Source organism: Solwaraspora sp. WMMA2056, from assembly GCF_030345095.1.
GTDB lineage: Bacteria > Actinomycetota > Actinomycetes > Mycobacteriales > Micromonosporaceae > Micromonospora_E.
In genome coordinates, this window is record NZ_CP128360.1 from 4,723,640 (window position 1) to 4,744,740 (window position 21,101).

At 72.7% G+C, this 21,101-nt stretch carries 19 protein-coding genes and 1 pseudogene; 10 read left to right on the forward strand and 10 right to left on the reverse strand.

The features are described 5' to 3' along the window. Positions 1-7: 7 nt before the first annotated feature. The 6 genes from mshC to O7608_RS21355 form a co-directional block, all read right to left on the reverse strand. The gene (gene mshC, locus O7608_RS21330) at positions 8-1,252 is read right to left on the reverse strand and encodes a cysteine--1-D-myo-inosityl 2-amino-2-deoxy-alpha-D-glucopyranoside ligase (protein ID WP_289206293.1); all 1,245 of its coding nucleotides are present in this window, start codon (positions 1,250-1,252) and stop codon (positions 8-10) included. 50 nt (positions 1,253-1,302) lie between these two features. Then, entirely contained in the window at positions 1,303-2,121 is an 819-nt protein-coding gene (locus tag O7608_RS21335; protein WP_289210970.1) for an SCO1664 family protein, read from the reverse strand. Between the two features lie 5 nt (positions 2,122-2,126). Then, positions 2,127-2,735: a DUF3090 domain-containing protein gene (locus O7608_RS21340; RefSeq protein ID WP_289206294.1), complete on the reverse strand. Its 609-nt coding sequence runs from the start codon at positions 2,733-2,735 to the stop codon at positions 2,127-2,129. A 78-nt stretch (positions 2,736-2,813) separates the two neighbouring features. Further along, on the reverse strand, positions 2,814-3,527 hold the full coding sequence (locus tag O7608_RS21345) for an MSMEG_4193 family putative phosphomutase (protein WP_289206295.1): 714 nt from the start codon (positions 3,525-3,527) through the stop codon (positions 2,814-2,816). Between the two features lie 70 nt (positions 3,528-3,597). After that, complete coding sequence (locus tag O7608_RS21350) at positions 3,598-4,425, reverse strand: undecaprenyl-diphosphate phosphatase (protein ID WP_289206296.1); 828 nt, start codon at positions 4,423-4,425, stop codon at positions 3,598-3,600. Positions 4,426-4,480: 55 nt separating this feature from the next. Beyond that, positions 4,481-5,533: an LLM class F420-dependent oxidoreductase gene (locus O7608_RS21355; protein WP_289210971.1), complete on the reverse strand. Its 1,053-nt coding sequence runs from the start codon at positions 5,531-5,533 to the stop codon at positions 4,481-4,483. A 208-nt stretch (positions 5,534-5,741) separates the two neighbouring features. Here O7608_RS21355 and O7608_RS21360 point away from each other — a divergent pair, with 208 nt between their 5' ends. Next, a complete protein-coding gene (locus tag O7608_RS21360; RefSeq protein WP_289206297.1) occupies positions 5,742-6,713 on the forward strand; it encodes an aldo/keto reductase in 972 nt (323 codons plus the stop codon). Between the two features lie 63 nt (positions 6,714-6,776). Continuing rightward, complete coding sequence (locus tag O7608_RS21365) at positions 6,777-6,968, forward strand: DUF5703 family protein (RefSeq protein WP_282227433.1); 192 nt, start codon at positions 6,777-6,779, stop codon at positions 6,966-6,968. Positions 6,969-6,992: 24 nt separating this feature from the next. Here O7608_RS21365 and O7608_RS21370 read toward each other — a convergent pair whose 3' ends face one another. Both O7608_RS21370 and O7608_RS21375 read right to left on the reverse strand, forming a co-directional pair. Continuing rightward, positions 6,993-7,673, reverse strand: a complete 681-nt coding sequence (locus O7608_RS21370) for a hypothetical protein (protein WP_289206298.1) — start codon at positions 7,671-7,673, stop codon at positions 6,993-6,995. Between the two features lie 64 nt (positions 7,674-7,737). Beyond that, positions 7,738-9,060 carry a M20/M25/M40 family metallo-hydrolase gene (locus O7608_RS21375; RefSeq protein WP_289206299.1) on the reverse strand — a complete coding sequence of 441 codons (1,323 nt, stop codon included), beginning with the start codon at positions 9,058-9,060 and terminating at the stop codon, positions 7,738-7,740. Between the two features lie 167 nt (positions 9,061-9,227). Between O7608_RS21375 and O7608_RS21380 the strand changes: the two genes are divergently transcribed. The 3 genes from O7608_RS21380 to O7608_RS21390 all read left to right on the forward strand — a co-directional run bounded on the left by O7608_RS21380 (position 9,228) and on the right by O7608_RS21390 (position 12,763). Beyond that, a complete protein-coding gene (locus tag O7608_RS21380) occupies positions 9,228-9,947 on the forward strand; it encodes a hemerythrin domain-containing protein (protein ID WP_289206300.1) in 720 nt (239 codons plus the stop codon). Positions 9,948-10,047: 100 nt separating this feature from the next. Next, positions 10,048-11,034 (forward strand): LysR family transcriptional regulator, encoded by a 987-nt coding sequence (locus tag O7608_RS21385; protein ID WP_289206301.1) that lies wholly within the window; start codon positions 10,048-10,050, stop codon positions 11,032-11,034. A 226-nt stretch (positions 11,035-11,260) separates the two neighbouring features. Further along, positions 11,261-12,763, forward strand: coding sequence for a S1 family peptidase (locus tag O7608_RS21390; RefSeq protein ID WP_289206302.1), 1,503 nt, complete (start codon positions 11,261-11,263; stop codon positions 12,761-12,763). Between the two features lie 65 nt (positions 12,764-12,828). Here the strand turns inward: O7608_RS21390 and O7608_RS21395 are convergent, their stop codons facing one another. Together O7608_RS21395 and O7608_RS21400 are read right to left on the reverse strand one after the other, a co-directional pair. Then, positions 12,829-13,185 (reverse strand): DUF3140 domain-containing protein, encoded by a 357-nt coding sequence (locus O7608_RS21395; RefSeq protein WP_289210972.1) that lies wholly within the window; start codon positions 13,183-13,185, stop codon positions 12,829-12,831. 67 nt (positions 13,186-13,252) lie between these two features. Next, the gene (locus O7608_RS21400) at positions 13,253-15,796 is read right to left on the reverse strand and encodes an ATP-dependent Clp protease ATP-binding subunit (protein ID WP_289206303.1); all 2,544 of its coding nucleotides are present in this window, start codon (positions 15,794-15,796) and stop codon (positions 13,253-13,255) included. A gap of 164 nt (positions 15,797-15,960) precedes the next feature. Between O7608_RS21400 and O7608_RS21405 the strand changes: the two are divergent. From O7608_RS21405 to O7608_RS21425, 5 genes and pseudogenes are all read left to right on the forward strand, one after another. Further along, positions 15,961-16,329 (forward strand): annotated as a pseudogene (locus tag O7608_RS21405) (hypothetical protein); the annotation flags it as partial. A gap of 253 nt (positions 16,330-16,582) precedes the next feature. Next, positions 16,583-16,843, forward strand: coding sequence for a hypothetical protein (locus tag O7608_RS21410; RefSeq protein WP_282227441.1), 261 nt, complete (start codon positions 16,583-16,585; stop codon positions 16,841-16,843). A 4-nt stretch (positions 16,844-16,847) separates the two neighbouring features. Further along, complete coding sequence (locus O7608_RS21415) at positions 16,848-17,747, forward strand: hypothetical protein (RefSeq protein WP_289206304.1); 900 nt, start codon at positions 16,848-16,850, stop codon at positions 17,745-17,747. Then, on the forward strand, positions 17,740-20,421 hold the full coding sequence (locus O7608_RS21420; RefSeq protein ID WP_289206305.1) for an FtsK/SpoIIIE domain-containing protein: 2,682 nt from the start codon (positions 17,740-17,742) through the stop codon (positions 20,419-20,421). Before O7608_RS21415 ends, O7608_RS21420 begins: the two co-directional genes overlap by 8 nt. Continuing rightward, positions 20,421-21,086: a hypothetical protein gene (locus O7608_RS21425; RefSeq protein ID WP_289206306.1), complete on the forward strand. Its 666-nt coding sequence runs from the start codon at positions 20,421-20,423 to the stop codon at positions 21,084-21,086. The genes O7608_RS21420 and O7608_RS21425 overlap by 1 nt, the downstream gene beginning before the upstream one ends. Positions 21,087-21,101 lie beyond the last annotated feature (15 nt).

The following is a 21,101-nucleotide window of genomic DNA, read 5'->3' on the forward strand; positions in this document are numbered from 1 at the left end:
GCACCGATCAGTCGCGGACCCGCACGCCCAGCAGCGCATCGCACATGTCGGCCATCAGCGCCGGCGCGTGGGCGTCCACGCCGACACCGGCCAGCGCCTCGTCGACCCACTCGTCGACCACCGCGAGCGCACCCGGGGTGTCGAGGTCGTCGGCGAGGCGGCCGCGTACCGTGGCGAGCAGGTCCGCGCCGGACGGGCCCGCCGCCGCGCCCGCCGCCGCCCGCCACCGCTGCCACCGCTGCTGGCCCGCCTTGAGTACGTCGTCGGTCCACTGCCGGTCGGCCCGGTAGTGCCCGGACATCAGCGCCAGCCGTACCGCCATCGGGGCGACCCGGTCGCCGCGCAGCCGGGAGACGAACACCAGGTTCCCCCGCGACTTGGACATCTTCTCGCCGTTGAGGCCGATCATCCCGGCATGGACGTAGTGGGCCGCGAACGGTGCCTGGCCGGTCAGCACCTCGGCGTGCGCCGCGGAACACTCGTGGTGCGGAAAGATCAGGTCGTTGCCGCCACCCTGGACGTCGATCCGCTCGCCCAGCAGGCGCAGTGCGATCACCGCGCACTCGATGTGCCAACCCGGCCGCCCCGGCCCGAGTGGACCGCCCTCCCACGCCGGCTCGCCGTCGCGCGCGCCCCGCCACAGCAACGGATCCAGCGGGTCGCGCTTGCCCGGTCGCTGCGGGTCACCGCCGCGCTCGGCGGCAAAGACCAGCATCTGCTCCCGCGACAGGTGCGACTCGTAGCCGAACCGGTCCGCCGCCGCCAGATCGAAGTAGATGTCGCCGCTGCCGTCGGCCAGCCGGTACCCCGCGCCCCGGTCGAGCAGCACCCGGACCTGGCCGGCGATGGCGGGAATCGACTCGACCGCGCCGACGTAGTGCGCCGGTGGAATGATCCGCAGCGCCTCCATGTCCTCACGGAACAACGCGGTCTCCCGCATCGCCAGGACCACCCAGTCCTCGCCGTCACGGGCCGCCCGCTCCAGCAGCGGGTCGTCGATGTCGGTGACGTTCTGGACGTACTCCACCTGATGGCCGGCGTCGCGCCACATCCGCTGCACCAGGTCGAAGGTGATCATGGTGGCGGCGTGGCCGAGATGCGTGGCGTCGTACGGGGTGATCCCGCAGACATACATCGTCGCCGGGCGTCCCGGGCTGGTGGGGGCCACCGCCTGTCGCGCCGAATCGAACAACGCCAACGCCGCGCCGGTGCCCGGCAGCCGGGGCACCTCGTGGCCGGTCCAGGAGTCCATGCCGTCAGCCTATCCAGCGGTCACCGCACGGCTGGTCGCTGCCACAGAGATCACATCGGCGGCCACGGGATCGCGCTACGCTCGTCCGGCGGCGCAGGAAACCGACCGGACTCCGCCAGGTGGGCCGCCCGCCGCCGCAGCTGGGCGATCTCCGCCGAGGTCAGCAACGGGGCCAGCGCCGCACCCACCGGACCGTCCAGGGCCGTCAGCAGCCGGCGCAACGCCGGTGGAGCCTGCGCCGGCAGCCGCTGCCCGGCCCACCCCCACAGCACGGTACGCAGCTTGTCGTCCACGTGGAAGCACAGTCCGTGGTCGACCCCGTACACCTGATCGGAGTCGCCGGTCAGGACGTGGCCGCCCTTGCGGTCGGCGTTGTTGACCACCACGTCGAACACCGCCATCATGGCCAGCCGTGGATCATCGGCGTGCGCCAGGGCGTAGGCGTTGCCGGCCGAATCCCGGGCGGCGGCAATCGGCAACCAGTCCGCCGGCACCTCATCGGCCGCGACGAAGCCGATCAGCGGCACCGCCGACGTGGGCTCGTCGATCCACAGCTGGCAGGCACCCGGACCGAACGGTCCGTCGCGCAGCACCGTCGGCGGCACCAGCGGCCAGTCCAGCGCCTGGGCCACCAGGTACGCCGACGCCTCACGGGCGGCCAACGTACCGTCCGGAAAATCCGACAGTGGACGTTCGCCACGGACCGGCTTGTAGACGCACCGGGCCGCCTGCCCGTCGCCGCTGACCACTGCGCGCAGCGTGGTGTTCGACGCGTCGACCAGCTGCCCCTCCAGCTCGATCGACCCGGTACGCAACAGGGTCAGCGTGTCGGCGACGTCGCGCACCGAGGGCTGTCCACCGGGCTCCATCACGCTCAGCGGTGGTAGCCGTTGTTCCGGGGGCAGAGATGGCCGCGCGGATCCAGCGGCTGGCCGCAGAGCGGGCAGGGAGGACGACCGGCCGCAACCACCCGACGGGCGCGGTCGATGAAACCACGGGTGGCGGCGGGGGTCAGTCGCACCCGGAGGCGGTCCAGGCCCGGATCGTCGGCATCGTCGTCCTCGGCGTCGGCGAGCAGCGCCGCGACGGCACCCGCGTCGGCGTCGTCCTCGGCGTCGGGCTCGGGCTCGGGCTCGGCCTCACCGACGGCAATTGCCTCGATCACCACGGTCGACGTGTCGACGTCGAAGGCCAGCCCGAGGGTGCCGACGCGGAACTCCTCGTCGACCGGCGTCTCCAGCGGGTCGTTGTCCGACTGGCCACCGGGAAGTTCCGGCACGTCGACGCCGAACCGCCGCTGCGCCTCGGCCAGCAGCTCCTCCAGCTTCTCCGCCAGCAGCGACACCTGGACCTTCTCCAGGGCCACGCTGACCACGCGGCCGCCGCCCCGGGCCTGCAGGAAGAACATCCGCTCCCCCGGCGGCCCCACGGTCCCCGCGACGAACCGCTCCGGCGGCTCGAAGGCATGCACCTGGTGGGTCATGCCGTCGACCCTATCGGGCTCCCGGGTCGATCCGGTAACGCACCGACCCGATTGCCCGACCGGCACCCCACCGACGGTTCACCGCGACGGCTCACCATCTCCGGCGCCACCCCCGACGGGAGCGTCCGACTCCGACGGACGACCCCGACGCCGGCCCCGGCCCCGTTTGGCCACGACCGGGCCGGTCAGGTCGGCCCCGGTGTCGTTGAGCCGCAGCAGGAACGGTCGGGTCGCGGTGTAGCGGATGACCGTCAGCGACGCCGGATCCGCCACGATCCGCTGGAACAGGTCGAGGTGCAGACCCAGCGCGTCGGCGACGATGGCCTTGATCACGTCGCCGTGGGTGCACGCCAGCCAGAACGCGTCCGGCCCCTGCTCGGCATCGACGACGGCGTTCCAGTGGCGGACCGCCGCCACCGCCCGGGCGGCGACCGCCGCCATCGCCTCGCCACCGGGGAACACCGCAGCGCTCGGGTGCTCCTGAACCACCCGCCACAGCGGCTGCTTGGCCAGGGCACGCAACGGCTGCCCCTCCCATTCGCCGTACCCGCACTCGATCAGACTCTCGTCGAGGGCCGGCGTCACCGCGGGCAGTGCCAATGCCAGCGTCTGCCGGCAGCGCACCAGTGGGCTGCTGACCACCTGTGCCCACGCCACCTGGGCGAGTCGGGCACCGACCGCCTGGGCCTGGGCCCGGCCGGTGTCGTCGAGCTCGACCGGCCGGCGTCCGGCCAGACCGCCCTCGGCGTTGGCCGTCGTGCGGCCATGTCGCAGAAGCACCACTGTCGCCATCGGGCCAGCGTACGGCGAACGCCGCCGCGCGGTGCGGCCAGCGCACCGGCACCCGGTCGACCGGCGGCGGTCAGGTCGCCGAAATGGTGCCCGTCATCAGCAGCGCCATCACCAGAGAACCGAGGGCCACCCGGTAGAGAACGAAGGCGTACAGGGTGTGATGGGCGACGTAGCGCAACAGCCAGGCGATCGCCGCGTAGCCGACCGCGAAGGCGATCACCGTCGCCACCGCCATCTGGGCGACCGTCGGCGCCCGGCCCTCCGGGTTGAACACGTCCGGCAGGCTGAACAGACCCGACATCACCACCGCCGGGATCGCCAGCAGGAAGGAGAACCGGGCGGCGGCCTCCCGGGTCAGGTTGAGAAACAGGCCGGCGGTCAACGTGCCACCGGAACGGGACACCCCGGGAATGAGCGCCATCGCCTGGGCGAAACCCATCACCACGCCGTCCCGCATGGTCAGGCGCTGCAAGGTACGGGTCTGCCGTCCCCAGTACTCGGCGAACGCCAGAATCAGGGCGAACACGATGAGCACGGTGGCGGTGATCCACAGATTGCGCAGGCCGCTGCGGATCTGGTCCTTGAACAGGAAGCCGATCACCCCGATCGGGATCGACCCGACGATGACGTACCAGCCCATCCGGTAGTCGGGGTCGCCACGCACCGACGAGTCCCAGATGCCCACGATCCAGGTCTTGGAGATCCGCCAGATGTCCTTGGCGAAGTACAGCAGCACGGCGGCCTCGGTGCCGAGCTGGGTGACCGCGGTGAACGACGCCCCGGCGTCGGCGTCGAAGAACAGCGCCGAGGTGATCCGCAGGTGCGCCGACGAGCTGATCGGCAGGAATTCGGTCAGCCCCTGCACCACGCCGAGCACGATGACTTCGATCCAGCTCACCGCCGCACCCCCGGCCGGGCACCGGCGGCCATCGACGCGGACCGTTCCCGGTGGTTCACTGGCCCACCCCGGCGGTGTCGAGGGCCTGCGCCACCGTCCGCAACGTCGCCTTCTTCTCCTCGACGTCGCCGCCGAACAGGCTCACCGACAGCGTCGTCACCCCGGCCGCGGCGAAGTCACCGATCCGCTCGGCGATCCGCCTCGGCGGACCCAGCAACGACGTACGGTCGATGAACTCCAGCGGAACGGCGGCGGCGGCGTCGCGGACCCGGCCGGCCAGATAGTGGTCCTGGACCTCGTCGGCGGCCGCGCCGAACCCCATCCGGGTGGCCAGCTGGTGGTAGAAGTTGCGGGACCGGCTGCCCATCCCGCCGATGTAGAGCGCGGCGTAGCCGCGTACCAGATCGGCGCAGGCGGCCACGTCGTCGCCGACCACCACCGGTACGGTCGGCACCACGTCGAAGCCGGCCAGGTCCGCCCCGACGCGGAACCGGCCGGCGGCGACCGCCGCCAACTGCTCGGCTGCCGCCTCCGGTGAGTAGAACACCGCCAGCCAGCCGTCGGCGATCTCGCCGGCCAGCTCCAGGTTGCGCGGGCCGACCGCAGCCAGGTAGACCGGGATCCGTGACCGTGGCGGACGGAAATTGAGTCGCAGGGCCTTGCCGGGGCCGTCCGGCAACGGCAACGGATAGTGCTCACCGGCGTACTCGACGCGCTCGCGGGCGACCGCGCGACGGACGATCTCGACGTACTCCCGGGTCCGTGCCAGCGGCTGGCCGAACCGTACGCCGTGCCAGCCCTCGGAGACCTGCGGCCCGGACACCCCCAGGCCGAGCCGGAACCGACCGCCGGAAAGGGTGTCGATGGTGGCGGCGGTCATCGCGGTCGCCGCCGGGGTCCGCGCCGGGATCTGCATGACCGCCGCACCCACGTCGATCCGGCTGGTCTGCCCGGCCAGCCAGGCCAGTACGCTCGGCGAGTCGGATCCGTACGATTCGGCCACCCAGACCACCGCGTAGCCGAGCCGATCGGCCTCCTGGGTCAGGGCCAGGTGTTCCACCGGCGAACCGGTGGACGTGAGGTAACCGAGGCTGAGCCCGAGTCGCACTCCCGTCATCCCCCATCCCCCGCGCACGGGGCGTCGACGCGTCCACCCGGCGAGAGCCGGGTGGCAGGCCGCATCAGGGTACGCAATCGTCCGCCGCCGTTGGACGACCGGCCGGGGCGACTCGCCGGTGACCGGATGTCCGGGCAGGTGACCGGGGTTGACAGGAGCGAGGATATCCGTGCCGCCGGGTTCTGCATAAGGTGCACCCATGCAGCAGCGACCGCTCGGCCGCAGCGGGCTGGCGGTTTCCCGGCTCGCGCTCGGCACCATGACCTGGGGCCGGGACACCGACGCCGACGACGCGGCGGCGCAGCTGAAAAGCTACCTGGACGCCGGCGGGAACCTGGTCGACACCGCCGACGTGTACGGCGACGGCGACGCCGAAGCGGTGATCGGGACGATGCTGGACAGTATGGTCCCCCGCGAGGACCTGGTCATCGCCACCAAGGCCGGGTTGCGACCGGGCGATGCACGCCGGCGGGACACCTCCCGCTGGCACCTGCTGCGTACCCTCGACGCCTCGCTGCGCCGGCTCGGCACCGACTACGTCGACCTGTGGCAGGTGCACGGCTACGACCCGCAGACCCCGTTGGAGGAGACCCTCGCGGCGGTGGACCTGGCGGTCGCCAGCGGACGGGTGCGCTACGCCGGTGTGTCGAACTTCAGCGGCTGGCAGACGGCACGGGCCGCCGCCTGGCAGACGGCGGTGCCCGGCCGGGCACCGGTGGTCGCCGTCCAGGTCGAGTACTCGCTGCTGCAGCGCGGCGTGGAGCGCGAGGTGCTGCCGGCCTGCGCCGCCCTCGGGTTGGGGCTGCTGGCCTGGTCGCCGCTGGGTCGTGGAGTGCTCACCGGCAAGTACCGGCACGGCCGGCCGGTCGACTCCCGGGCCGCGTCGACGCACCTGGAGCGGTTCGTCGCCGGTTATCTGGAGCCGCGGTCCTCGAGCATCGTCGAGGCGGTCGCCACCGCCGCCGCCGGGCTGGGGGTGGCACCGTTGGAGGTGGCGCTGGCCTGGGTGCGGGACCGGCCGGGCGTCACCGCGCCGATCCTCGGTGCGCGCACCGCGGGCCAGCTCGTGGGGGCGCTGCAGGTCGAACGGATGACCTTGCCGGCGGAGATAGCCCGGGCCCTCGACGACGTGTCCGCGCCACCGGTCGGCTACCCCGAGCGCGACGGGTGACCGGCGGCGGCGCGGCCGCAGGCCTCGGGTGACAGTGCGCCGCCGGCCCGGCAGGATGGGTCCATGGACTACGAATACGCGCCGCTGCGGTTACCGCCGAACGTCGACCGGGTGACCGCCGCCGCGCAGCTCGCGATCCAGGCCGAGTTCTCCGGTTGGGAACTGGCCCGGGTACGTCTGTACCGCGACGGCACCCGTCAGGTGGTGCTGCGCCGCAAGGTCGCCGCGCTGCCGCAACCCGGCCTTTCCGTCTGACCGGGTCACGGCAGCGACGACGGTTCAGCCCCGCCCGATGGGCTCCGCCTCGGTGACCGCGTCGTCGTCCGACAGGTAGGCGTGCTCGTCGAGGCGTCCGACGATCTCGTCGCCCGGTGCCGACCGGAACGCGGCGTCGACGTCGTCGACATCGAGCGCCTCCGGGTCCAGCGGCGTGCCCACCTCGTGCACCGTCACCACCCCGTCGAGCGGGTCCAGCTCGGGGATGTCCAGTGCACCGAGCGAGCCGTCGCCGGCCTGCAGCAGCTCCAGGACCGCCTCACCGACCCCGGTCACCGGCTCGGTCTCCTCGGTGGCCGGGGCGCCCTGGCGACGGGCCGCCTCGGCGATGCGGATCAGCGCCGCCACCGATGGCACCCGGTAGTCACGACGCTGCCGCACCGAAACGAACCGCGGGTGCGGATCGTCCGGCTCGCCGCCGTCGACACCGCCGGCACCGACACCGAACCGTTCGTCGGCCTCCTGCGGGTCGATCGACTCGACGTCCCAGGGGGTCACCTCGCCGAACGCGTCCAGCAGCAGCTCGTCGTAGGCGTAGGAGGCGTTGTTGAGGGTCACGTACGCCTGCCAGACCGCGTCGTCGTCGATGCGGCCCTGTGCGGCCTTGACCGTGTCCAGGTGTGCCCGGGCCGCCTGGAACACCTGCTCCAACGCGGCGTCGAGTGCGGTGTGCTGGTCGGTCATGCGGATGGAGTTCCCTTCACGGGTGATCTGGCCGCCACCGGCCGGTGCCGGTGCGGGCCGTCGGTCAGCTCTGCCGCAGGAAGCGGTCGAGCACGTGCACGCCGAACTGTAGCCCGTCGATCGGCACCCGCTCGTCGATGCCATGGAACAGTGCGGAGAAATTCAGGTCGGCCGGCAGCCGCAGCGGCGCGAACCCGAAGCAGCGGATGCCGAGCTGTTGGAACGCCTTGGCGTCGGTGCCGCCGGAGAGCATGTACGGCACCACCCGGGCACCGGGATCGGCCCAGCGCAGCGCCGCCGCCATCGCGTCGACCAGCGCGCCGTCGAAACCGGTCTCGATCGCCGGCTGCCGCTCGACGTGCTCGATCTCGACGTCGGGGCCGACGATCTGCCGTAGCTCGGCGAGGAACTGGGCCTCCTGGCCGGGCAGCACCCGGCAGTCGATGGTGGCGCTGGCCCGGCCCGGGATGACGTTCTCCTTGTAGCCGGCGTGCAGCCGGGTCGGGTTGGCGGTGTTGCGGATCGTGGCCCCGATGATGTTGGCGATCGGTCCCAGTTTGGCGATCGTGAGCTCCGGGGTGTCCGGGTCGAACGCGATGCCGAGCAGGTCGGAGACCTCCGTCAGGAAGTCCCGCACGGTCGGAGTGACGACGATCGGGAACTGGTGGCGGCCGACCCGGGCCACCGCCTCGCACAGCGCGGTGACTGCGTTGTCGTCGTGCACCATGGATCCGTGCCCGGGACGTCCCCGGGTGTGCAGGCGCAGCCAGTTGATGCCCTTCTCCGCCGTCTCGATCAGATACAACCGCAGGTCGTCGCTGACGGTATAGGAGAAGCCGCCGACCTCGCCGATCGCCTCGGTGCACCCGTCGAACAGATCCGGGCGTTCCCGCACGAGGTGGTGTGCACCGTACCGGCCGCCGGCCTCCTCGTCGGCGGTGAAGGTCAGCACGATGTCGCGGGGCGGCCGGACCCCGGTCCGCTGCCAGTCCCGGACGACGGCGAGCATCATCGCGTCGAAGTCCTTCATGTCGATCGCGCCACGGCCCCACAGGTAGCCGTCACGCACCTCGCCGGCGAACGGCGGCACCGACCATTCGGTGGCATCGGCGGGGACGACGTCGAGATGTCCGTGCACCAGCAGCGCGCCCCGGCCGGGGTCGGTGCCGGGAATCCGGGCGACGACGTTGGCCCGGCCCGGTGCCGACTCGACGATGGTGCTGTCGAGGCCGACCTCGGCGAGCTCGGCCGCGACGTACTCGGCGGCGAGCCGTTCACCGGCGCAAGTGAGCGGATCGCCGGTGTTGGTGGTGTCGATCCGGAGCAGGTCGCGGCAGATCCGCACGACCTCCTCGGCGGGTGCCGGCGACGCGGGCGGTGCACTCATGCGGTTCTTCATACCAGCCCGCCCGCCCTGGACCCAGCCCCGGTGGCCGGTGGCGGGGCCCGGACCAGCGTTGGTGGTGGTCGCGTGTTTGGCAGCCGGCGGGCCCGGGTATCGCCGCGGGCGCCACCGGATGCACCGGCACCCGGTACGGCCCGGAGGAGGTAGGCGTGTCCGTAGGTCTCCCCCCGATCCCGTCGCTGGGCGGGCAGGACGCACATCACGACCCCGGCGGCACAGATCTGGTCACCCTGCTGGTCGAGGAGCACGCGCGGATCGACCGGCTCTGCGCGGCGCTCACCGACGAGGCAGACCCGGCGCGGCGGCACGACGGCACCGACGTGCTGGTGGCGATGATCTCCCGGCATCTGTCCGCCGAGGAGCAGTACCTGTACCCGGCGGTACGCGCGGCGGTGCCCGACGACGGGGCGCGGCTGGCCCGGGCCGGACTCGACACCGACGAGTCCCTGCAGGCGGCGTTGGTCGCCTGGCGGACCGCGTCGACCGACGACCCCGCCGGGTCGACGTCGGACGGCGAGGGCGGGCCGGGCACCGGTCGGGGCCGGGCGCTCGACGCGGTGGTCACCGGATGGCGAGGCCATCGTGAGGTCGTCGAGACGACCCTGCTGCCCCGGCTGCGGGCGGCCGCGACGCCGGAGGAGCTGATCCGCCTGGGCAACCGGGTGGCGATCGCCGAGGAGGCCGCGCCCACCCGCCCGCATCCGCACGCGCCGACACGTCCACCGTGGAACCGCGTCACGGCGCCGGCCATCGGCGTGGTGGACAAGGTCCGGGATCTGGCCAGTGGACGCACCACCTACCCGGAGGATCTGCCGTCCGACGACGCCGGCGCGGTCACCGAAAGTAGCGCCGACCGCACCCCAGGTTGATCGATGATGTCCGTTGGGTTCTGTTTCACATTGATGTCGTGGGACGTTTCCCACATCGAAGGTCTTCCCGTCGATCCCGTCTTGGTCCTACCGTCACGTTATGAACCTGGAGCTGCGTCACCTGCGGGTGGTCTGCGCCATCGCCGAGACCGGTAGCGTGACCAAGGCGGCCTCCATGTTAGGTCTGGCACAGCCCGCGCTCACCGCGCAACTGCAGCGCATCGAACGGACCCTCGGCGGGCCACTGTTCGAGCGAGACCGCCGGGGCGCCCGGCCCACCGCGCTCGGTGAACTGGTTCTGGCCCGCGCCCGGGTGCTGCTGCCGGCGATGAAGGGACTGCAGGACGAAGCCGCCCGGCTGGCCGGCACCGGCAGCGTGATGGGCCGCTTCCGGCTCGGTGGGGTGAACAGCCCCATTCTCGGCGGTCTGGTGCACCGGCTCGCCGCCGACCAGCCACAGGCGCAGATCAGCACCTACGCGTCCTGGTACGTCGACGAACTCGCCCAGATGGTCCTCGGTGGGCGGCTCGACTACGCGCTCACCGGAGTCTGTGGGGACGCGACCCCGTCGTCGGAGTTCGGCCTGGCCTGGCGGGCGGTCGCGGTCGACGCGATCTTCGTACTGCTGCCGGAGTCGCACCCGATGGCGCAGCACCGGGAGATCGAGCTGGGGATGCTCGCCGATGAGCAGTGGGTGGCCGCACCCGGCGACGGCTGCTTCGGTGACTGCTTCGCCGCGGCCTGCGCCCGGTCCGGCTTCACCCCCCGCAAGATGTACGAGACCGACATCCGTGGCTGCGTCGACCTGGTCGAGTCGGGCGAGGCGGTCGCCCTGTGCCAGGCGACGTTCCGGCCGATCAGTGGCCTGGTCACCCGGCCGTTGGCGGATGCGCCGCTGCGCTGGCGGCTGTTGCTGGGGTGGCATCCGGACGCGCCGGCCGCGACGCTGGCGGAGCGGGTGTTCGCGCACGCGGTGTCGGCATACACCGACTCACTCGCCCGCAATCCGCAGTACCTCGGGTGGTTGGCCGCCAACCCCGGGTTCGGTGCGCAGGGACTGGCCGGCAGCCCGGCCACGCCGGGCTGACCTACCAGCCGGCGACGGCGAACCCTAGGACATCGACACAGCTCGCAGCGGCTGATGTGACGGTATGAGCCAGGTGATATCTGCCCACTGACATAGATCGCCATTACGTTGACGAGAACCCGACATTCGATTGATGTCGATGGTGCGGGTGTCAGGTGACGGCACGGTGCCGGCGTGGGATCCGGACGGCCGTGACGACATCTCCCGACGATGGCAAGGGGAGCAGATGAGACGACCACTGATCGCAGCAGCCGCCGCCACGGTGCTGCCACTGGCAGCGGCCGGTCTGGCCGCACTACCAGCCACGGCAGCCCCCGTCGACGGCCCAGCGGCCCGGCCCGGCGCCGACGCGGCGTCCGCCGGGATGCTCGCGGCGATGCAGCGTGACCTCGGCCTGACCGCCGAGCAGGCGAGGACCCGGATCGCCGACGAGGCCCGCGCCGGCAAGAAGGAGTCGATGCTGCGGGCCACGCTCGGGGCCGACTTCGGCGGTGCCTGGCTGTCACCGGACGGGGCGACGCTGACCGTGGCGGTCACCGACGCGGCCGACGCCGCCGCGGTCGTCGCTGCCGGAGCGAAGGCCAAGGTGGTCGCTCGAGGCGAGGCGGAACTGGACCGGGTCAAGGCGACCCTGGACCGCGGTGCGACACACGCCCCGGCCGACGCCGTCGCCGGCTGGTATGTCGACGTGGCCACCAACACCGTCGTGGTGCTGGCCCGTGGCGACGCCGCCGGGGCCCGGACGTTCGTCGCCGACAGTGGCGCGGACGCGGCCGCCGTACGGGTGGTACGCAGCGACGAGGCACCGACCACGTTGTACGACGTACGCGGCGGAGACGCCTACTACATGGGTGGCCGGTGCTCGGTCGGTTTCTCGGTCACCGGTGGCTTCGTCACCGCCGGCCACTGCGGCTCGGTCGGCACCGCGACCCAGGGGTACAACCAGGTCTCCCAGGGCACGTTCCGGGGCTCGTCGTTCCCCGGCAACGACTACGCCTGGGTGCAGACCAACTCCAACTGGACCCCACAGCCGTGGGTGAACAACTACAGCGGTGGCAACGTGACCGTGGCCGGCTCCGCCGAGGCGGCCGTCGGCGCGTCGGTCTGCCGGTCGGGCTCCACCACCGGCTGGCGGTGCGGCACCATTCAGGCCAAGAACTCGACGGTCAACTACCCGCAGGGCAGTGTGTCCGGGCTGACCCGCACCACCGCCTGCGCCGAACCGGGTGACTCCGGCGGCTCCTGGCTGTCCGGCCAGCAGGCGCAGGGTGTCACCTCGGGCGGCTCGGGCAACTGCAGCATCGGCGGCACCACCTACTTCCAGCCGGTCAACGAGATCCTGTCGGTGTACGGCCTGACGCTGCGTACCGGCACCGGTGGCGGCACTCCCCCGCCGACCACCCCCCCGCCGGGCGGTGGCACCTGCAGCGGCTACCAGAACACCTACTCGGGCACGTTGTCCTCCGGCGCCACCCAGATTCAGCCAGGCGGCACGTACTTCACCGCCGGGGCCGGCACCCACCGGGCCTGCCTCGACGGGCCGACCAGCCGGGACTTCGACCTCTACCTGCAGCGGTGGAGCGGCGCGAGCTGGGTGAGTGTGGCCAGTGGCACCAGCCCCGGCCCGGACGAGACCCTGACCTACAACGGATCGTCGGGCTACTACCGGTACGTCGTGCACGCGTACAGCGGCTCGGGCAGCTACTCGCTGGGAATCACCCGACCGTAGTACCGACCTCCCGGCCCGTCGCCGGTGGGTGACCCGTCATCCGGGCCCCACCGGCGACGTGCCGGTCAGCTCTGTCGCTCGGCACGCAGCGGATCGTGACCGAGGTCCAGCAACGCCCGACGCCAGCGGTCGTCGGCGGACCCGGCCGGCGGTCGCCGATCGAGCAGGTCCCGGATGGTCGCCACCGTGTCAGCCATCACCTGACGGTCCGTCTCGGTCAGGTCGCCCCGGCGTTTGCCCAGCACGGCCAGCACCGCGCGACCGGGATCGGGCAACGACAGGTCGCGGGCACCGAATGCCTCCTCGCCGGAGGACTCGGTGAGCAGCCAGTCCCGCAGCTGCTCGGAGTTGAGGTTCACACAGGAGTGGAAGTCGTCCCACAGCTCGTCGGTCGCGGTCCGGGAACGCCGCTGTGCCGCCATCATCGTCCTCCTCGTGGTCGGCCTACTCGGGTGGTCGGGGCAACGGCCACGGTCGACGCCGACGGGTTCACGGCCGGGCCGGCTGCATCTGGGCCCGCGCGCTGTCACCGACGTCGAAGCGCAGTCCGTCGTCGGCGGCGTCGATGGTGACCCGCTGGCCGGCGACCAGTGCACCGTCGAGAAGCATTCTCGACAGTTGGTTGTCGACCTCGCGCTGGATCGTGCGGCGCATCGGGCGTGCTCCGAACTCCGGCTGGTACCCGGCCTGGGCGATCCAGTCGGCGGCGGCGTCGGTGACCTCCACGGCGATGTCCTGGGCGTGCAGCCGCCGCCGCGTCTCGTCCAGCAGCAGGTCGGTGATCTGCCGCAGCTGCGGCGCGGCCAACTGACGGAAGATGATGACCTCGTCGATCCGGTTGAGGAACTCCGGGCGGAAGTCCTCCTGCAGCCGACGCAGCAGGCGGGCCCGCAGGTCGTCGTCGGGGCCGTCGCCGTCGACGCCGCCGAACCCGACGCTGCGGCCGCCGCCGGTGATCAGCTCCGAGCCGAGGTTGCTCGTCATGATCAGTACGACGTTGCGGAAGTTCACCGTGCGGCCCTGACTGTCGGTCAGCCGTCCGTCGTCGATCAACTGCAGCAGGATGTTGAACACGTCCGGGTGGGCCTTCTCGATCTCGTCGAGCAGCAGCACCGCGTACGGCCGACGGCGGACCGCCTCGGTCAACTGGCCGGCCTCGTCGTAGCCGACGTAACCCGGCGGTGCGCCGACCAGCCGGCTGACCGTGTGCCGTTCCTGGAACTCGCTCATGTCCAGGCGGATCATCCGGTCGGCGTCGCCGAACAGGGCCGCCGCCAGTGCCCTGGCGAGCTCGGTCTTGCCGACTCCGGTCGGTCCGAGGAACAGGAAGCTGCCGACTGGCCGGTCCGGGTCGCCCAGCCCCGCACGGGATCGGCGGACCGCCTCGGCGACCGCAGTGACGGCGTCGTCCTGCCCCACCACCCGCTGGTGCAGCTCCCCCTCCAGCCGCAGCAGCCGCTCCCGTTCCTCCTCGGTCAGCTGATTGACCGGAATCCCGGTCGCCCGCGACACCACCTCGGCGATCTCCTCGACGCCGACCTGCGGCACCCGCGCCCCGTCGGGGCTGCGCGCGGCGTCGATCCGTCGCTGCGCCTCGGCCAGCTGGTCACGGAGCGCGCAGGCTCGTTCGTACTGCTCGTCGGCGACCGCCTGGGCCTTGTCCCGATGCAACTGCTCCAGCTCGCGTTCCAGCTCGCGGACGTCGGCGGCCGGAGTCCTGGTGCGCAACCGCACCCGGGCACCGGCCTGGTCGATCAGGTCGATCGCCTTGTCCGGCAGGAACCGGTCGCTGATGTAGCGGTCGGCGAGTTCGGCCGCCGACACCAACGCGTCGTCGGCGAACCGGACCTGGTGGTGGGCCTCGTAGCGGTCCCGCAGCCCGTGCAGGATCGCCACGGTGTCGGCCACGGTCGGCTCGGGCACCAGCACCGGTTGGAACCGTCGGGCCAGCGCCGCGTCCTTTTCGATGTTGCGCCGGTACTCGTCCAAGGTGGTGGCCCCCACCACCCGCAGCTGTCCACGGGCCAGCGCCGGCTTGAGCATGTTGCTGGCGTCCATCGACCCTTCGGCTCCCCCACCGCCGGCACCGACCAATGTGTGCAGTTCGTCGAGGAAGACGATCAGGTCGTCGCCGTGGGTCCGGATCTCGTCGATGACCTTCTTCAACCGTTCCTCGAAGTCGCCCCGGTACCGGGTGCCGGCGACCAGTCCGGCGAGGTCGAGCTGCACCACCCGCTTGCCGGTCAGGGTCTGCGGTACGTCACCGTCGGTGATCCGCTGGGCAAGGCCTTCGACGATCGCGGTCTTGCCGACCCCGGCCTCGCCGATCAGCACCGGGTTGTTCTTCGTCCGACGGGACAGGATCTCCACGGCCTGCTCGATCTCCTCGTCGCGGCCGACCACCGGGTCGATCGCGCCCTGCGCGGCCAGGTCGGTCAGGTCCTGGCCGTACTGGTCGAGGGTGGGCGTGCCCCGGGCGGGCCGCGACCGCGCGGCACCGGCACGGCCGCGTTCGGCGCTGGCGTTCTGCAGCGAGCCTGGCTCGACGTGACCGGCGGCGAGCATCCGCCCGGCGGCGGACTCGGGGTTGACCGCCAGGGCCATCAGCACGTGCTCCGGGCCGATGTAGGTGGCCCCGGTGGCCCGGGACAGCTGGTGGGCGTCGAGCAGGGCACGTTTGGCGGCCGGGGTCAACGACAGGTTGGCCGGCACCTCACCCCGGCCGGCGGCCGGCCCGCCGAGCTCGCTGAGCAACCCGTCCGGGTCCGCGCCGGCCCGGCGGACCAGGTCACGCAGCGGCTGGCGCTGCAACGCGGCCCACAGCAGATGGTCGGTGTCCAGGTCGCTGGTGCCCGAGTGGGCGGCCCGCCGGGCGGCCGAGGTCAGCAGATCCCGGGCGTCGGCGCTCATCAGTCGGGTGATGTCCACCCGGTGTACCGGCAGCCGCGGCTCACCCCCGGTGAGGAACCGGGCGAGCAGATCCTCCCAGGGATCGGTGCCCAGCCCGCCCGGGCCGTACGGTCCGTCACTCATGGTTCGCGCCCCCTGCCCGGGTCACCCCCGGCGGTGGCCCGGGCAGTGGCTACCCGAGGCGGACCGGTACAAACACCGACGACGGCGGTCGGCGAGACCTGGGCCGGCACCGGGCCGGCGATGACGGCTGGCGGCGCACGGACGGTGGCTGGCAGGCTGACCGGATGGCACACGTGCTGATCGTGGACGGCGCCAACGTGGTCGGGTCGCGGCCCGACGGCTGGTGGCGCGACCGGCTCGGCGCGGCGGCCCGGCTACGCGACCAGTTGACCGGACTCGCCGGTCGCGACCTGCCCGGCCTCGGACCGGTGGCCGAGGTGGTGCTCGTCGTCGAGGGTGCGGCCCGCCCCCTGGCGGGGATCCCGACGGTACGGGTCGCCGCCACCGCCGGCTCCGGTGACGACCTCGTCGTGGCGCTCGTCGCCGAGCGTGCCGCCGCGACCGGGTCGGTCGCGGTGGTCACGGCCGACCGGCGGCTGCGCCAGCGGGTGAGTGCCGCTGGTGCGACGGTCCGCGGCCCCCGTTGGCTGACGGATCAGCTCGACCGCCGCCAGATCGAGTCACCGGCACCGGCCGAACGGCACCCGGCCGACCCGCTGGACGGCGACCCGTATTCAGACTGAAGCCGCCGCGCCGGCGGCGCCAGACCAGCAGGTCGCGCCGCCTGCAACGGTCGGTGCCGGGACGTGAGGGCTCAGCCCATCTGCAGGATCGGACAGCCGGGCAGCAATCACCCGCCGGCGGTAAGCTCTAATAGAGCCTTCCAGCGCCGAGGAGGTTTCACCCGTGGCGAGTGTCGCCGAGGTCAAGTCCGCCATCGAAGCCGCGATCATGCAGGTGTCGGAGGGTCAGGCCGCCGTGCAGGCGGCCAGCGAGAAGATCGCCGAGGCCCAGCAGAGCCTGGCGGCGGCGTTCGACGGCAGCGGCCACGAAGCGGTGGGTGCCGCCCAGGCCGCGCTCTTCCAGGCCAGCTCCGAGCTCGAGGAGTGTCTGGCCGCCACCCTCGCCGCCGTCGAACAGGCCCAGACGTACTCCGCGACGCTGTAGCCCGATGTCGCTCGTCGAGAATCTCGCCGCCCGGGTCCAGGCCACCGCCGACGACCTGCCGATCGGCCAGATCGCCGTGGCGGTCGAACGGCTGCGCGCCGCGACCGAACTGCTCATCTGGGTACGCCAGCAGTCCGCCGATCCACTCGCCGTACCGCAGCTGCTCGGTGCCGTCGAACACGTCGAACAGGCCGGGTACGCGGTGGAGGTGACCCGGCAGTCGATAGCCGACTACCTGGCGTCGATCGGCATCGGCCAGGCAGCGGGCACCGACGGATCCTGGCGTGCCGCGCTGACCGACCGCGATCAGCCGACGGGCTCCGACGGCGAGCGGCAGCCGGGGCACGCCGACGCACCACGGCTGGGCAACTGGTGGGCCGTACGGGTCGCCGAGCTGACCGACAGCGGACAGATCGACCAGGACGGGCCGGCCGGCACCGTGTCCGACACTGCGCACCTGTTGCGCCAGGTGGCGACGGCGGTCGCGCGGACCGACCGCACGGCACTGCACCGGGACCTGGCCGGCGTCGCCGCGCCCACCGGGTTGGGTCTGGCCGCGATCACCCCGCCGGTCCTGCACCGACTGGCCGGCGACCTGCTCGACCACGAGCCCCGCCCCGAGGACCTGCCGGCGCTGACCTCGGCGACCGCCGCGAGGGTGCGCGAACTGCTACCCGGGATGCCCGAGCCGGTGCTGCAGACCCTGCTGGCCCGGATCTGCCGGGTGCCGGTCGAGCAGCAGGTGGCGGCGGACCGGCACGACGAGCCGCCACCGCCACCGCACCCCGCTGACACCGCCGTGGCCGGAGCGGTGCTCACCGGGGTGGTGCTGCGGTTGCTCGACCGCGATCCGCAGACCCTGCGGCCGGAGCAGCCGCAGGCCCTGCGGGGGCGCGATGCCTGACGCGCGGACCGAGCTGGTCGCCAGGGTCCGCCGGGCGCTGAGCCACGCCCGGGCAGCGGCACGGGACCAGCTGGACCTGGTCGAAGCCGATCTCGCGGCAGCCGAACACCAGCTCAAACGCGCCCAGCGAGCCGCCGAGCAGGTGCCGGCCCGGGCGGGCGCGCACCGGGACCAGCGGCTGGCTGAGCTCACTGATCGTTACCACGACCGGATCACGGCGGCGGCCCGGGTGGCGGTGGCCGCCGCCAACCGGGCCGCACCGGGTGCGGCGTCGAGCGACTGGACCAGTTGGACACCGGCACCGGCACCGCGCACCGAACCACCCGGGATGCTGCGGATCGGGTTGACCGGGCTGACCGGCGGGCCGCCGGTACCCGCTCTCGTACCGCTGCTGGACCATGGCCACGTGCTGGTCGACGGCGACGACCTGGCCGGCCGCGACGCCGTGATCAGCACGTTGTTGCTGCGGGCGCTGGGTCGGGCGGCACCGGGCGGGGTGCGGCTGACCGGATACGACCCGGAGCACCTCGGCGGCGGTCTGGCCGGCTTCGCCCCGCTGGCCGGTCCGGGCCTGCTGAGCTTCGTCGGGCCGGGCGGACTCGGCCGACACCTGGACGAACTGGTCGACCACGTCCGGCGGATCAACGAGACCGTACTCGCCGGCGAGTTCGGTTCACTGCGCGAACTGGCGGCGGCCACCGGTCGCCGGCCCGAACCGTGGCGCATCGGCGTGCTGCTGGGCAGCGCGGGTGAGGAACTGTCCCGGCACGAACGGGCCCAGCTGGACCGGATCGCCCGCGCCGGGGCCGCCTGCGGGGTCCACCTGGTGGTCCGCGACGTGCCATTGGGCGACACACCAGCGCTGACCACCGTGTCGGTCTCCGGCGGGACCGCGAGGATCAGCGGGTACGCCCAGTTGCCGGTCCGGCTCGATGCGCCGCCACCACCCGAGCTGGTCACCCGTACCTGCCGGGAGGTCGCGTCCGCGATCATGGCCGGCCCGGAGCCGGCAGCCTTCGCGGACCTGCTGCCCGAGCAGGAATGGACCGGTGACGCGACCAGCGGGATCACCGCTCCGGTCGGCGAGAGTACACACGGTCGCCCAGTGGAGGTGACCTTGAGCGACTACCCACCGCACGCGCTGATCGGTGGGCCGTCCGGTACCGGCAAGACCAACCTGATCTACGCGTGGATCGGTGCGCTCGCCGCCCGCTACTCCCCGACGGAGCTGGAGTTCTACCTGCTGGACTTCAAGGAGGGGGTGTCCTTCGCACGGTTCGCCCCCGGACGCCGGGACCCGAGTTTCCTGCCGCATGTGCGGCTGGTCGGCGTCAACGTCAACACCGACCGGGAGTTCGGGTTGGCGATGCTGCACTTCCTCGGCGCCCAGCTGCGGCGGCGGGCCGACGCCGCGAAGCGGCACGAGGTCACCAAGCTGGCCGAGTTGCGGGCCGAGGACCCGCAGGGCCGGTGGCCCCGGATCGTCGCGGTGATCGACGAGTTCCAGGTGCTGCTCGCTGGCAACGACGCGCTGGCCACAGAGGCGGCGACCCTGCTGGAGGACCTGGCCCGGCGCGGCCGGTCACAGGGCATCCACCTGATCCTCGCCTCCCAGGACGTCTCCGGCATCCAGGCGCTGTGGGGCCGGACCGCGCTGATCGCCCAGTTCGCGCTGCGGATCGCGTTACCGAAGGCGCGGCGCATCCTGCCGGAGACGAACACCGCCGCCGAGGCGTTGCCGCGTCACCACGCCGTGGTCAACGCCGAGTCCGGAGCGCTGGAGGCGAACCAGGTGGTCCGGGTGCCCGCCGCCAGCGACCGGGACACCTGGCAGGAGCTGCAGCACCGGCTGTGGCGGCGACGGCCGGACGGGCTGGCGCCGCCGAGGCTGTTCGACGGGGACGCCGTACCCCGGTTGGCCCAGGCCCCGGACTACCTGGCGCTGTCGGGCGACGGGTCCGGCCCGCACGAGCCGGTCGCGCTGCTCGGCGAGACGATCGACGTCCTGGCCCGCTCGGCGCGGCTGGGGCTGCCCCGGGCGCCGGGCCGCAACCTGGCGGTGCTGGGCACCCGGGTCGACGAGGCGTGTGCGCTGCTCGACGCCGCCGCCCGTTCCCTCGCCCGGCAGTACCCACCCGGCGCGGCCCGGTTCGACCTCGCCTGTCTCGACCCGGACGCGGTGGCCGCCGCCCGGCAACTGCACGCCGCACTGCCGGCCGGGACCGGCCTGTACGATCTGGACACCGTCGGTGGGCTGCTCGCCGACACCGCCGACCGGCTGGCGGTCGACGCCGTGGACGCCCCGGTCCGGCCGCACTTCCTGGTGCTGTACGCGGTGGACGCCGCGGCCGGGCGACTGGCCGCCAAGTTCGCCGGCCGGTCCGGCCTCGACCGGCTCCGCCGGGTGCTGCACCTGGGCCCGGAGCGGCACACCCATGTGCTGGGCTGGTGGCGCGGAGTCGCCCGGATGCGCGACGACCTCGGTGGGATCGGGTCGCGGACCGACCAGATCGGCGCGTGGGTCGCGCTCGACGTGCACGGTGCCGAACTCGCCCCGCCGTTGTATCCGAAGGCCGGCGGACCGACCTGGTACCCCCGGCCGTGGCGGGCGCTGTTCTTCGACCGGACGGTGCACCGCACTGCCGAGGTGATCATCCCGTACGGGTTGTCCTGATGGACGATTCCTATCCGGCGGCGATGCGCCGGCTGGCCGAGCTGGCGGCGGCGTTGCAGGCCCGTCGCGACGAGGCACACCACTGGTACGCGCAGCGCCGCACCATCGCGCAGGACGCGGTGAGCGCGGCCCAGGCCGAGGTCGACGACCTGCTGCAGGCGCACGCCGACGCCGCCCACGACGTAGCGGAGGTCGACCGCGAGGCGGCGCAGATCTGGACCGAGATCGGATACCAGCTCGGCCCGGTCGCCGACCGCTTCGGTGGGCTGCCGGCGCCGGCGGCTGGTCCCGACGCCGCCGGCGGCCCCGAAGGTCCACAGGTCTGGCTGGACCGCGCCCGGGCCCTCGCTGCACGCTCGGCCGAACCCGGTGCGCTGACCCCGGCGGCACAGCCGGTGCTGGCGCTGTTCGGCGCACTCGGCGCGGCGGCGGCGTTCGGCCTCGCCACGCTGGCCCGCTGGGTGGGCCTGCGCTACGGCGGCGACCTGGCGGTCGGCATGCCGGTGATCGCCCTGGTGGTGACCCTGCTGGGACCGCTGTTCGGGTTGGCCCCGGCCAAGGCGCTCGCCGACCGGCGACACGCGGTGCTGCACCTGCGTGCCGTCGCCACCGTGCTGATCGCCGGAGGGGTGACCACAGTGGCCCTGGTCGGCCTGCTGCGCTGACGGTGCCACCCGCTC